Annotated in this window: 11 protein-coding genes, 1 rRNA gene and 1 pseudogene; 2 read left to right on the forward strand and 11 right to left on the reverse strand. The window is 73.2% G+C overall.

The genetic code is table 11. The features are described from left to right. Positions 1-18 precede the first annotated feature (18 nt). The 4 genes from recN to ACIP4X_RS16310 all read right to left on the reverse strand — a co-directional run bounded on the left by recN (position 19) and on the right by ACIP4X_RS16310 (position 3921). Positions 19-1770, reverse strand: a complete 1752-nt coding sequence (recN, locus tag ACIP4X_RS16295; RefSeq protein ID WP_391456298.1) for a DNA repair protein RecN — start codon at positions 1768-1770, stop codon at positions 19-21. 102 nt (positions 1771-1872) lie between these two features. After that, a complete protein-coding gene (locus tag ACIP4X_RS16300; RefSeq protein WP_358735429.1) occupies positions 1873-2778 on the reverse strand; it encodes an NAD kinase in 906 nt (301 codons plus the stop codon). Further along, complete coding sequence (locus tag ACIP4X_RS16305; RefSeq protein WP_401348828.1) at positions 2775-3590, reverse strand: TlyA family RNA methyltransferase; 816 nt, start codon at positions 3588-3590, stop codon at positions 2775-2777. The genes ACIP4X_RS16300 and ACIP4X_RS16305 overlap by 4 nt, the downstream gene beginning before the upstream one ends. A 7-nt stretch (positions 3591-3597) precedes the next feature. Next, positions 3598-3921, reverse strand: a complete 324-nt coding sequence (locus ACIP4X_RS16310) for a hypothetical protein (RefSeq protein ID WP_358735433.1) — start codon at positions 3919-3921, stop codon at positions 3598-3600. A 42-nt stretch (positions 3922-3963) separates the two neighbouring features. Here ACIP4X_RS16310 and ACIP4X_RS16315 point away from each other — a divergent pair, with 42 nt between their 5' ends. Beyond that, positions 3964-4311 (forward strand): sterol-binding protein, encoded by a 348-nt coding sequence (locus ACIP4X_RS16315; RefSeq protein WP_391456295.1) that lies wholly within the window; start codon positions 3964-3966, stop codon positions 4309-4311. Here the strand turns inward: ACIP4X_RS16315 and ACIP4X_RS16320 are convergent. From ACIP4X_RS16320 to ACIP4X_RS16335, 4 genes are all read right to left on the reverse strand, one after another. Then, positions 4295-5179 carry an ABC transporter ATP-binding protein gene (locus ACIP4X_RS16320; protein ID WP_401348832.1) on the reverse strand — a complete coding sequence of 295 codons (885 nt, stop codon included), beginning with the start codon at positions 5177-5179 and terminating at the stop codon, positions 4295-4297. The genes ACIP4X_RS16315 and ACIP4X_RS16320 overlap by 17 nt on opposite strands. Continuing rightward, positions 5176-6264 carry an iron chelate uptake ABC transporter family permease subunit gene (locus tag ACIP4X_RS16325; protein ID WP_391456292.1) on the reverse strand — a complete coding sequence of 363 codons (1089 nt, stop codon included), beginning with the start codon at positions 6262-6264 and terminating at the stop codon, positions 5176-5178. Before ACIP4X_RS16325 ends, ACIP4X_RS16320 begins: the two co-directional genes overlap by 4 nt. Continuing rightward, a complete protein-coding gene (locus ACIP4X_RS16330; protein WP_401348835.1) occupies positions 6261-7304 on the reverse strand; it encodes a FecCD family ABC transporter permease in 1044 nt (347 codons plus the stop codon). The genes ACIP4X_RS16325 and ACIP4X_RS16330 overlap by 4 nt, the downstream gene beginning before the upstream one ends. Positions 7305-7370: 66 nt before the next feature. Beyond that, positions 7371-8396 (reverse strand): HAD-IIA family hydrolase, encoded by a 1026-nt coding sequence (locus ACIP4X_RS16335; protein ID WP_391456290.1) that lies wholly within the window; start codon positions 8394-8396, stop codon positions 7371-7373. 72 nt (positions 8397-8468) lie between these two features. On the opposite strand from ACIP4X_RS16335, the gene ACIP4X_RS16340 reads away from it, so the two are divergent. Further along, positions 8469-9761 (forward strand): DUF1015 domain-containing protein, encoded by a 1293-nt coding sequence (locus ACIP4X_RS16340; protein ID WP_401348839.1) that lies wholly within the window; start codon positions 8469-8471, stop codon positions 9759-9761. Positions 9762-9839: 78 nt separating this feature from the next. Here the strand turns inward: ACIP4X_RS16340 and ACIP4X_RS16345 are convergent, their stop codons facing one another. The 3 genes and pseudogenes from ACIP4X_RS16345 to rrf form a co-directional block, all read right to left on the reverse strand. Then, entirely contained in the window at positions 9840-10661 is an 822-nt protein-coding gene (locus ACIP4X_RS16345) for a hypothetical protein (RefSeq protein WP_401348850.1), read from the reverse strand. A gap of 21 nt (positions 10662-10682) precedes the next feature. Then, positions 10683-11783: pseudogene (locus ACIP4X_RS16350) on the reverse strand (hypothetical protein); the annotation flags it as partial. Between the two features lie 85 nt (positions 11784-11868). Then, positions 11869-11985 (reverse strand): 5S ribosomal RNA (gene rrf, locus ACIP4X_RS16355). Positions 11986-12161: the final 176 nt, after the last annotated feature.

Genomic DNA, 12161 nt, shown 5'->3' on the forward strand with positions numbered 1-12161 from the left:
CCGCCACCCTACGCACTCCTACAGGTCCGCCCGGGCCGCTGCGAGCAGTTCCTCGGCGTGCGCCCGCGCCGTCTGCGAGTCCTCCTGGCCGGCCAGCATCCGGGACAGCTCCCGGACCCGTTCCTCGCCCTCCAGCACCTTCACGCCGGACCGGGTCACCGAGCCGTCGTTGGTCTTCTCCACCAGCAACTGCCGGTCGGCGAAGGCGGCGACCTGGGGCAGGTGGGTGACCACCACGACCTGGGCGCTCCTGGCCAGCCGGGCCAGGCGCCGGCCGATCTCCACGGCCGCCTTGCCGCCGACGCCCGCGTCGACCTCGTCGAACAGATACGTCGGCACCGGATCCGTCCCGGCGAAGACGACCTCGACGGCCAGCATCACGCGCGACAGCTCACCGCCGGAGGCACCCTTGGCGATCGGCCGGGGCGGCGCGCCGGGGTGCGGGGCGAGGAGCAGTTCGACCTCGTCTGCACCGGCCGGCCCGCAGGCGACGGCACGGCCGCCGACCTCGACGCCCTCGGGGTCCTCGGTCTGCCGGATGTCGAACGACACGCGCGCGTGCGGCATGGCCAGCGAGGCCAGCTCGGCCGTCACGGCGGCGGCGAACCGCTCCGCGGCCTCCGTCCGGGCGTCGGTCAGCGCCTGGGCCAGGCCGCCCAGTTCGGCGCGCAGCGCGTCCCGCTCGGCGGTCAGCTCGCCGAGCCGCTCGTCGTCGCCGTCCAGCTCGGTGAGCCGGGCGGCGCTCTGTTCGGCCCAGGTGAGCACGGCGGCGACGCCCTTCTCGTACTCGCCGTACTTGCGGGTCAGCGCGCCGAGCGCGGCCCGCCGCTCCTCGACCGCCGCCAGCCGCAGCGGATCGGCGTCCAGGTCGTCGGCGTACCCCGCCAGCTCCCCGGCCACGTCACCGAGCAGGATGCCGATCTCGCCGATGCGGTCGGCGAGCGCGGCCAGCGCCGGATCGTGCGACCGCACGGCCTCCAGGGCCCGCTGGGCGCCCGCGACGAGCGTGGTCGCGTCGATGCCCTCGGGGTCCTCCGGATCACCCGCGAGAGCGGCGTGCGCGGCCGTCGCGGCGGACGACAGCGCCTCGGCGTGGCCGAGCCGCTCGGCCTCCTCGGCCAGCTCGGTGTCCTCCCCGGCCCGCGGTTCGACCCCGGCGATCTCGTCGAGGCCGTAGCGCAGCATGTCGGCCTCCTGGGCCCGCTCACGCGCGCGCGTGGTGATCTCGTCCAGCTCCGCGGTGACGGCGCGGAGCCGGCGGTAGGCCCCGGCGTACTTGGCGAGCGGCACGGCGACGGAGTCGCCCGCGTACCGGTCGAGGGCCTGCCGCTGCCGGGACAGCTTGAGCAGCCCCTGCTGGTCGGTCTGCCCGTGCACGGCCACCAGTTCGTCGGCGAGTTCGGCGAGCAGGCCCACCGGCACGCTCCGCCCGCCCAGGTGCGCCCGGGAGCGGCCCTCGGCCGAGACGGTACGGCTGATCAGCAGCGCCCCGTCGTCGAGCTCGGCACCGGCCTCCTCCGCCCGTACGGCGGCGGAGGCGTCCGCGGGTACGGTGACCCGCCCCTCCACGACCGCCTTCCCGGCGCCGATCCGCACCAGCGCGGGATCCGCGCGTCCGCCCAGCAGCAGTCCCAGACTGGTGACCACCATGGTCTTGCCCGCACCGGTCTCACCGGTCACGGCGGTGAACCCCGGCGACAGCTCGACGACCGCGTCGTCAATCACTCCGAGTGACCGTATCCGCATCTCCTCCAACACGAGCACGACCATACGAGGTTTTGGTGGCGCCGTGCGACGCCACCCCACCCATGGAGGGAACAGTCCCGCCCACCCGTGTCCCGGGCCGGCGGTCGCGGCCAGTGCGGTGCGCCGCTAGTGCGGTGCTCCGCGCCACCCGGAGACGGGCAGCGCGAACTTGGCGACCAGGCGGTCCGTGAACGAGGCGTGGTGCAGGCGGGCCAGCCGGACCGGTACGGCTCCGCGGCGCACCTCCACGCGTGCGCCGGGCGGCAGTTCGACCGTGCGCCGCCCGTCGCACCACAGCACGCCCGGCGGGACGTGCGGCAGCACCTCGACGGCCAGGACGGAGTCGGGCGACGTCACCAGGGGCTTGGCGAACAGCGCGTGCGCGGAGATCGGCACCATCAGCAGCGCCTCGACCTCCGGCCACACCACGGGCCCGCCGGCGGAGAAGGCGTACGCCGTGGAGCCGGTGGGGGTGGCGCAGACGATGCCGTCGCAGCCGAACCCGGTCACCGGGCGGCCGTCGATCTCCAGCACGATCTCCAGCATCCGCTCGGCGGACACCTTCTGCACGGCCGCCTCGTTCAGCGCCCAGTCGGTGTGCACGATGTCCCCGTTGCGGTGCACGACCACGTCGACGGTCATGCGCTCCTCGACCTCGTACGCCTTGCTGACCACCCGGTCCACGACCTTGTCGAGGTCGTCCCGCTCGGCCTCGGCGAGGAACCCGACCCGCCCGAGGTTGACCCCCAGCATCGGCACGCCCGAGGCGCGGGCGAACTCCGCGCCGCGCAACAGCGTGCCGTCACCGCCCAGCACGATGAGCAGTTCGCACCCGTCGAGGGAGTGCGGGGTGGCCTCCTTGACCAGCTCCACCTCGTCCGGCAGGGGCAGGTCGCGCGCCTCCGCCTCCAGGACGCGTACGCCGATGCCGGACAGCAGCAGCCCCTTGACCACGAGTTCCGCACTGCGGATGGCGGCCGGCCGCCCGGTGTGGGCCAGCAGGAAAACGGTTCGAGCTTGGGTCTGTGTCAACGCGGCCCCTCCGCCACTGCGCGGTCAACATCGGCCGGGTCCAGGGCGGGCGCCCCGGCACGCAGCCACAGAAAGTATTCGACGTTCCCGGACGGCCCGGGCAGCGGGCTGGCGGTGACGCCTTCGGCCCCCAGCCCCAGTTCCCATGCCTTCTCCGCCACCGTCCGCACGGCCTCCGCCCGCAGTTGCGGACTCCGTACGACACCCCCGCTGCCCAGTCGTTCCTTCCCCACCTCGAACTGCGGCTTGACCATCATCACCAAGTCGGCGTCCGGCTTCGCGCACCGCACCAGGGCGGGCAGCACCAGGCCGAGCGGGATGAAGGACAGATCCCCCACGACAAGATCCACAGGCTCCCCATCGATCGCTTCGAGCGTCAACTCGCGTACGTTCGTACGGTCCTTGACGGTGACGCGTTCATCGCTCTGCAAAGACCAGGCGAGTTGTCCGTATCCGACGTCGACGGCGACGACGTGTGCGGCGCCCGCGCGCAGCAGCACGTCGGTGAAGCCTCCGGTGGACGCGCCGGCGTCCAGTGCCCGCCGCCCCTCGACGGCGAGTCCGCGCGGCATGAACGCCGTCAGCGCGCCGGCCAGCTTGTGCCCGCCGCGGGAGACGTAGTCGGGGTCGCTGTCGTCGGTGGCGACGACGATGGCGGCGGCGGTCTCCACCTGGGTGGCGGACTTGGTCGCGACGGTCTTGCCGACGGTGACCCGCCCGGCGGCGATCAGCTGGCCGGCGTGCTCGCGTGAGCGGGCGAGCTTCCGGCGGACCAGCTCCGCGTCGAGACGGCGGCGTGCGACTCCTGCCACGTTCGGTTCAGCTCCTGTGTCGGTACGGCGGTGACTGCGCGGGGGGCGCCGGAGGTCCCGGACGGGCGTCGAGCGCGGTGAGCGCGTCGCGCAGCCCCCCGTGTACATCCTCGTACACCTGGAGGTGTCCGTCCGTGGCGAGGTGGTCGGCGTCACCGAGCCGCTCCAGGGCCGCGTCGACACGGGCGTCACCGGTGGGTGTGCGGGGCACGAGCAGCGGCGCGGGGGCGGCGGGGCCGTGCCCGCCGATCGCGCCGCCCGGCTCGGGGTCCTCCCTTTCGGGGGCCGCCGCGTCCTCCCGGACCTCCGTCCCGGTCACGAAGTCGCTCATGCCCAGACGCTACCGCGAAGCACTGCGGTAACGTCGGTGGTGATGGCAACGATCGAGGAGTGCCGCAGCGCACTCGGAAGACTCTCCGACAACATGGCGAAGGCGGAGGGGGACGTCCGCGACGCGGCGGCCCTGGACCGCTCGGTGAGCTGCCACATCAAGGATCTCGACGTCAGCTTCCTCGGCCGCCTCGTCGACGGCCGGATAGAGGTCCGGGACACCGTTCAGGGGCCGCCGCCGGAGAAGGCCGAGATCCGGCTCGCCATGACCGGCGACGACCTGGTCGCGCTGGTCGGCGGCGAGCTGGCGTTCGCCAAGGCCTGGGGGTCGGGGCGGGTGAAGCTCCAGGCGGGCATGCTGGACCTGATTCGGCTCACGAAGCTTCTTTAGCGGCCGGTCCCGCCGCCGTGCCGTGGGCCGCCACGCGCGCGCGTGCGGCACGCGCCGCGGGCACCACCAGGGGCGTGCCGGTCTCCGGGTCGTCGATGACCTGGCAGCGCAGCCCGAACACCTCTTCCACCAGGTCGGCGGTGACGATGTCGTTCGGCGCGCCCTGGGCGACGACCCGGCCGCCGCGCAGGGCGACGAGGTGGGTGGCGTAGCGGGCGGCGTGGTTGAGGTCGTGCAGCACGGCGACGAGGGTGCGGCCCTGCTCCTCGTGGAGTTCGGCGCACAGGTCGAGGACGTCGATCTGGTGCTGGATGTCCAGGTACGTCGTGGGCTCGTCGAGGAGCAGCAGCGGTGTCTGCTGGGCCAGTGCCATGGCGATCCACACGCGCTGCCGCTGGCCGCCCGACAGCTCGTCGACGTACCGCTCGGCGAGCCCGCCGACCCCGGTCCGCTCCATGGACTCGCGCACGACCCGCTCGTCCTCGGCGGACCACTGGCGCAGGATCCCCTGGTGCGGGTAACGGCCGCGGCCCACGAGGTCGGCGACGGTGATCCCGTCGGGCGCGATCGAGGACTGCGGCAGCAGCCCGAGCGTCCGGGCGACCTGCTTGGCCGGCATCGACTGGATGACCTGCCCGTCCAGCAGCACCCGGCCGCGGCTGGGCCTGAGCATCCGCGACAGCGCCCGCAGCAGCGTGGACTTGCCGCACGCGTTGGGTCCGACGATCACCGTGAAGGAGTTGTCGGGTATCTCCACCGACAGCTGCTCGGCGATGACGCGCTGGTCGTAGGCGAGGGTGACGTTGTCGGCGGACAGGCGGTTCACGGTGCTCCTCGGGTTGCTCACTGCGTTGCTGCGGGCGCTCATATCCGTCCGGCCCTGCGCTCGGCGACCAGCAGCCACAGCAGGTAGAGCCCGCCGAGCACGCCGGTGACCACGCCGACCGGCAGCCGGTCGGCGCCGAAGGCCCGCTGCGCGGTCAGGTCGGCGGTGACCAGCAGGGCGGCGCCCATGCACAGGGAGGGCAGCAGGTTGGGGCCGGGCATGGGGGCACCTCCCGCGCCGTTCAGGCAGCGGGGGAGGGTCAGACGGCGGGCCAGTTGCGGCGCGGTCAGGGCCACGAAGCTCACGGGTCCGGCGGCCGCGGTGGCGGCCGCGACCAGCAGGACGGCACAGCCCATCAGCAGCAGCCGTACGCGTTCGACGCGCACCCCGAGGGCGTAGGAGACGTCGTCGCCCATCTCCAGCATCCGCAGGCCGCGCGCGTTGGCGAGGACGACCGGGAGGAGCACGGCGCACAGGACGGCCAGCGGTCCGACCTGGGTCCAGTCACGCCCGTCCAGCGAGCCGGTCATCCAGACCACCGCGCGGGCCGCGTCCACGAAGTCGGCCTTGGTGATCAGATAGCCGTTGACGGCGGTGACCACCGCGGAGACGCCGATGCCGACCAGGACCAGCCGGTACCCGTGCACGCCCTGCTTCCACGCCAGCAGGTAGATGGCAGCGCCGGTGACCAGGCCGCCCACGAGCGCGCCGAGGGTGACGGCGGTGGCGCTGCCCGAGAACAGGACGATGACGGTGAGCGCGCCGGCGGCCGAGCCCTGCGAGAGGCCGAGCACGTCCGGGCTGCCCAGCGGATTGCGGGAGACGGACTGGAACAGCGCGCCGCCGACGCCGAGGCAGCCGCCGACCAGGAGCCCGACGAGGACACGCGGCAGCCGCAGTTCGCGGACGATGAACTCCTGCCCCTGACTGCCCTGCCCGACGAGCGCCCTCAGCACGTCGGAGGCCGGGATCGGGAAGTCGCCGGTGCCGATCAGCACGACGCCCGCCGTGAGCGCGGCCAGCACCAGCAGGGCGACGACCACGCACGTGCGGACGTCGAGGCGCAGGGACAGCCCGCCGGGGGTGCGCAGGACCCGTACGGGGCGGGGGGTGCGGGTGGTCTTCACAGCTGGGCCGTCCTCCGCCGCCGTACGAGCAGGATGAACACGGGGCCGCCGATGATCGCGGTGACGACCCCGACCTGGAGCTCGGCGGGCCGGGCGACGACCCGCCCCACCACGTCGGCGCCGAGCAGCAGCACAGGCGACAGGATCGTGGCGTAGGGCAGGATCCAGCGCAGGTCGGGTCCGGTGAACGAGCGCACCACGTGCGGGACCATCAGGCCGACGAAGACGATCGGCCCGCAGGCGGCGGTCGCCGCCCCGCACAGCACGGTCGCGGCCAGCATGGCGAGCGCCCGGGTGCGGTTCAGGTCGGCGCCCAGGGCGCGGGCGGTGTCGTCGCCCATGGCCAGCGCGTCGAGCGGCCTGGCCAGCAGCAGGGCGACGACCGTGCCGACCGCGAAGAACGGCAGTACCTGGGTGATGGTCGCCGTCGTGGCGGAGGCGAGCGAGCCCACGGTCCAGAACCGCATCCTGCCCAGCGCCGCCCCGTCCATGATCATCACGGCCTGGACGTAGCCGTACAGCGCGGCGCCGATCGCGGTGCCGGCGAGCGCGAGGCGCACGGGTGTGGCGCCCCGGCTGCCGCCGAGGAACCACACCAGGGCGCCCACGACCGCGGCACCGAGGAAGGCGAACCAGACGTAGCCGCTCAGGCTCGTCACGCCCAGGAAGGTGATGGCGGTGACGACGGCGGCGGACGCGCCCGCGTTGATGCCGAGGATGCCCGGGTCGGCCAGCGGATTGCGGGTCAGTGCCTGGAGCACGGCCCCCGACAGCCCGAGCGCCGATCCGGCGAGCAGACCGAGGACCGTACGGGACAGCCGCTCGCCGACCACGACGTCGCCGTACGTCCCCGAGTCCTGGAACAGGCCGTGCCAGACCTGGGCCGCGGACAGCTCCTTCGCTCCGATCGCGATGCTCGCCAGCGCGACGAGCAGCAGTAGCGCGACGGAGACGAGGAGCCCCGCGGCTCGCACGCCTCGGCGGGTCGGGGGCGCGGCGGCGGTGGCCGCGCGCTCTTCTGGGGGACTGTCGACCAACACGAGGTTAGGTTAGCCTACCCTCTGCACCGGCTCGGCGGTTCCCTGCGTTCCACCGGTCCTCCGGATTCACAGCCCCAGCCGGGCCAGCGCCTTCCCCCCGTCCAGCTCGCACCCGCTGTCGCCGCCGGCCGTCCACGCCGCCGCGCACAGGGCCCGGAGCCCGTCCAGTGCCTCCCCCTCGCCGCTCAGGACCAACCCGGTGTCCGCCGTCGCCGTCCACCCGCCGCACCGGAAACCGTCACCCTCCCGAGTGATTTCCGGCTGCCCGGTGAGCAGCCCCCGCAGATCCGCGTCGACATACGTCGGCCGGTGCCGAGGGGGCGCGGCGAGCAGCTGCGCGCCGTCGGTCACCCCGGTCAGCACGAGCAGCGAGTCGACCCCGCCGTTGAACGCGCCCTCGATGTCCGTGTCCAGCCGGTCCCCCACCACCAGCGGCCGCACCGCGCCGGTGCGCAGGACCGTCTCACGGTGCATGGGCGGCAGCGGCTTGCCCGCAACCTGCGGCTCCGCGCCCGTGGCGATCCGGACGACCTCGACCGCCGCGCCGTTGCCCGGCCCGATCCCGCGGGCGCCCGGAATCGTCAGATCGGTGTTGGAGGCGAACCAGGGCACCCCCCGCGCGATCGCGTAGCACGCCTCCGCGAAACGCCCCCACGGCAGGTCAGGACCGCCGTAGCCCTGCACCACCGCGGCCGGGTCGTCGTCGGCCGACTCCACCGGCTCCAGACCCCGCTCGCGCAGCGCCGCGCGCAGCCCCTCACCGCCGATCACCAGCACCCGCGCACCCCGCGGCACCTGGTCCGCGATCAGCCGGGCCACGGCCTGCGCGGAGGTGACCACGTCGGACGCCTCGGCCCGTATGCCCAGCTCGGTGAGGTGTGCGGCCACCGCGGCCGGGGTGCGCAGGGCGTTGTTGGTGACGTACGCCAGATGCATCCCGCCCGCGCGGGCGGTGCCCAGCGAATCGACCGCGTGCGCGATCGCGTGGCCGCCCGCGTAGACCACTCCGTCCAGGTCGAGCAGGGCCGTGTCGTACGCCTCGCTCAGGGCCTGTGCGCTGCCCTCGGGCCTCGTCCTGACGCCCTGCCTCATTCCGCATCTCTCCTCATGACACCCGTTTTCCCCGATCATCCCCTACGGCACTGACACACGTACGATGCCGGGATGAACACAGCAGGTCCCCCACCGGCGACACCGCGCCCGGGCCTCGAACTCACCCCGTTCCACGGCCTGCGCTACGACCCCGACCGGGTCGGCAGCCTGGCCGCCGTGACGTCCCCGCCGTACGACGTCGTCGTGCGGCCCGACGGCCTGCACCACCTCCAGTCGGCGGATCCGTACAACATCGTTCGGCTGATTCTGCCGCAGGCCGGAACCCCCAGCGCCCGCAACAAGCAGGCGGCGGAAACCCTGCGCCGCTGGCTCTCCGAGGGCGTCCTCGTCCCCGACCCGGAACCGGCCCTGTACGTCTACGAGCAGTGCGACGGTGACGGTCTGCTGCAACGCGGACTGATCGGCGCGCTGCGCGTGTCGGAGCCGGCGGAGGGCGTGGTGCTGCCGCACGAGGACGTCATGCCGCACGTGGTCGCCGACCGCGCCGCCCTGATGCGCGCGACCAGCGCCAATCTCGAACCGCTGCTGCTCACCTACCGGGGCGACGGCTCGACCGCCGCCACCACCATGATCATCGAGCGGGTCGCCGAGCGGCCGCCGCTGCTGTCGACGACCACCGAGGACGGCTTCGGCCACCGCCTGTGGGCGATCACCGACCCCGCCGACCTCGCTCGCGTGCAGGAGGACCTGGCCCGGCACCAGGCCCTGATCGCCGACGGCCACCACCGCTGGGCGACCTACCTCCGGCTCCGCGCGGAGCACCCCTCCCCCAGCGCCTGGGACTACGGTCTGGTCCTCCTGGTCGACACGGCCCGCTACCCGCTCCGGGTACGCGCCATCCACCGTCTGCTGCACGGCCTGCCGGTCGCCGACGCGCTGTCCGCCCTGGACGGCCTGTTCCGCGTACGGCGGCTGGACCTGCCCCTGACGGGTGCCCTGGAGGCGCTCGCGGACGCGGCCTGTGAGGGCAACGCCTTCCTGTTCGCCGGCGACGGCTCGTTCCACCTCGTGGACCGTCCGGACCCGGGCCTGCTGGCCCGCACGATCCCGGCGGACCACCCCGCCGCCTGGCGCACCCTCGACGCGACCGTCCTGCACGCCACGCTCCTCGAGCACGTCTGGCACATCCCCGAGGACTCCCCGGCTCACATCGCCTACATCCACGACACGGTCGCGACCGTGGAGAAGGCCGAACGCGACGGCGGTACGGCCGTCCTGATGCACCCGGTCCGCGAGGAGGTCGTCCGCGACCTGGCCCGCCAGGGGGTCACGATGCCCCGCAAGTCGACGTCGTTCGGCCCCAAGCCGGCGTCGGGACTGGTACTGAGGGCACTGGACCTCTGAAACGACGAAGGGCGGGCCCTGGTGGGGCCCGCCCTCTGTTCGGTGACGGCCGGTGTCAGTGACGTCCGGCGGTGTCCGTCAGTCCTTGCCGGACGTGTCGGCGTCGCCGCTCTCGGCGTCGGCCACGGTCTCGCCGCTCGCGGCGTTCTCGGTGTCCTCGCCGTTCTCGGTGTCCTCGCCGTTCTCGGTGTCCTCGCCGTTCTCGGCGTCCTCGTCGCTCTCGTCGAGGGCGTCGGTGAACTCCACGCCGTCCATCTCGGCCAGCCGGTCGGAGGCGTCGGTGCTGCCGTCCCGGTCGGCCTCGACAGCCTTGGCGAACCACTCCCGCGCCTCGGACTCCCGGCCGACGGCAAGCAGCGCGTCGGCGTAGGCGTACCGCAGGCGCGCGGTCCACGGCTGGACCGAGCCGGCGGCCAGTTCGGGGCTCTGGAGCGTCACGATGGCCGCTTCCAGCTGACCCATGTCGCGCCGGGCGCCGGCCGCGACGAGCCGCATCTCCACCTGTCCGGCCTTGTCGAGCTTGTGCACCTCCGGCGCCCCGGCCATGTCGAGCGTCTTCTCGGGACGCCCGAGACCGCGCTCGCAGTCGGCCATGAGGGGCCACAGGTCCACGTTCCCGGTCATCCGCCGGGCGGCGCGGAACTCGGCGAGCGCCTCGCTGTACTTCTGGCTCGCGTACGCGGCGAACCCGGCCGCCTCCCGTACGGCGGCGACACGGGACGCCAGCCGCAGGGCCACCCTGGAGTAGCCGTAGGCGCCCTCCGGGTCCTCGTCGATGAGCCGGGCGACCATCACCAGGTTCTTGGCGACGTCCTCGGCGAGCGTCTTGGGCAGGCTCTGCAGCTCCTGCCGTACGTCCTTGTCGATCTCGTCGCCCGTGACGTCCTCGGGGATCGGCAGCCGCTTGATCGGCTCCCGGTCCCGGTCCCGCTCGTCGCGGAAACGTCCGCCACCGCGCCGGTCGTCACTGCGGCGGTCGTCACGGCCCCGGAAACCACCCGGGCGCCCGCCCCGGTCGTCACGCCGGTCGTCACGCCGCGGACCACGCCCACCACGGTCGTCACGGCCACGGAAACCGCCACGGTCGTCACGGCGGTCGCCGCGGTCGTCACGGCGGGGTCCGCGGTCGAAGTCGCGGCGGTCGTCCCGGCGGTCGTCACGCCGCTCGCCCCGGTCGAAGTCGCGGCGGTCGTCCCGCCGGTCATCGCGGCGGTCGTCACGGCGGTAGGTGGGGCGGTCGCCGTCGCGACGGAACCCGCGGTCACGGTCACGGTCGTCGCGCCGGGGGTAGGCACCGCGGTCACCATCCCGCCGGTCGTCGCGACGGAAGCCGCCGCGGTCACCGCGCTCGGGCCGGTCGCCACGCTCGGGCCTGTCGTCGCGACGGAACCCGCCACGGTCACCGCGCTCGGGCCGGTCGCCACGCTCGGGCCTGTCGTCGCGACGGAACCCGCCACGGTCGTCACGGCGCCCCTGACCACGGTCGTCGTCACGACGGAAGCCACCGCGGTCCCCGCGCTCGGCCCTGTCGTCACGGCCACGGAAACCGCCACGGTCGTCACGGCGGGGTCCGCGGTCGAAGTCGCGGCGGTCGTCCCGGCGGTCGTCACGCCGCTCGCCCCGGTCGAAGTCGCGGCGGTCATCACGCCGGTCGTCACGGCGGTCGTCACGGCGGTAGGTGGGGCGGTCGCCGTCGCGACGGAACCCGCGGTCACGGTCACGGTCGTCGCGCCGGGGGTAGCCACCGCGGTCACCATCCCGCCGATCGTCACGGCGGTCATCACGACGGTCGTCCCGCCGGTCATCACGACGGAAGCCGCCGCGGTCACCGCGCTCGGGCCGGTCGCCACGCTCGGGCCTGTCGTCGCGACGGAACCCGCCACGGTCGTCACGACGGCCGTAGCCACTGCGTTCGTTGCTGCGGCGTGGTCCTCCGCGGTACCCGCCACGGTCACCGCGGTCACCACCGTCCCGGCGGCGCTGATCGCGCTCCGGACGCTCGTCGGGTGAGTTGGTGGACATCGGTGACTCCTGTCTTGTGTACGGAAATGCAAAAGGACCCCTGGTCCCAGCTGAACGCTGGTGACCAGGGGTCCTTCCAAAGATTGTTCGGCGGCGTCCTACTCTCCCACAGGGTCCCCCCTGCAGTACCATCGGCGCTGTGAGGCTTAGCTTCCGGGTTCGAAATGTAACCGGGCGTTTCCCTCACGCTATGACCACCGAAACCCTAATGGTTTCGAGCGAACAAGCACACTCTTCTGTTGTGGTTCAGCTCAAATCCGGCAACGGTCGTTGCCTCAGAACTAACACAGTGGACGCGAGCAACTGAGGACAAGCCCTCGGCCTATTAGTACCGGTCACCTCCACACGTTACCGTGCTTCCAGATCCGGCCTATCAAC

The sequence above is a fragment of the Streptomyces sp. NPDC088817 genome (genome assembly GCF_044750345.1).
Classification (GTDB): Bacteria; Actinomycetota; Actinomycetes; order Streptomycetales; family Streptomycetaceae; genus Streptomyces.

What these genes read in the sequence shown, in the direction of transcription:
- recN (WP_391456298.1), bottom strand. Translation starts at nt 1,770, where the DNA reads ATGGTCGTGCTCGTGTTGGAGGAGATGCGGATACGGTCACTCGGAGTG.
- ACIP4X_RS16310 (WP_358735433.1), bottom strand. Translation starts at nt 3,921, where the DNA reads ATGAGCGACTTCGTGACCGGGACGGAGGTCCGGGAGGACGCGGCGGCC.
- ACIP4X_RS16315 (WP_391456295.1), top strand. Translation starts at nt 3,964, where the DNA reads ATGGCAACGATCGAGGAGTGCCGCAGCGCACTCGGAAGACTCTCCGAC.
- ACIP4X_RS16320 (WP_401348832.1), bottom strand. Translation starts at nt 5,179, where the DNA reads ATGAGCGCCCGCAGCAACGCAGTGAGCAACCCGAGGAGCACCGTGAAC.
- ACIP4X_RS16335 (WP_391456290.1), bottom strand. Translation starts at nt 8,396, where the DNA reads ATGAGGCAGGGCGTCAGGACGAGGCCCGAGGGCAGCGCACAGGCCCTG.
- ACIP4X_RS16340 (WP_401348839.1), top strand. Translation starts at nt 8,469, where the DNA reads ATGAACACAGCAGGTCCCCCACCGGCGACACCGCGCCCGGGCCTCGAA.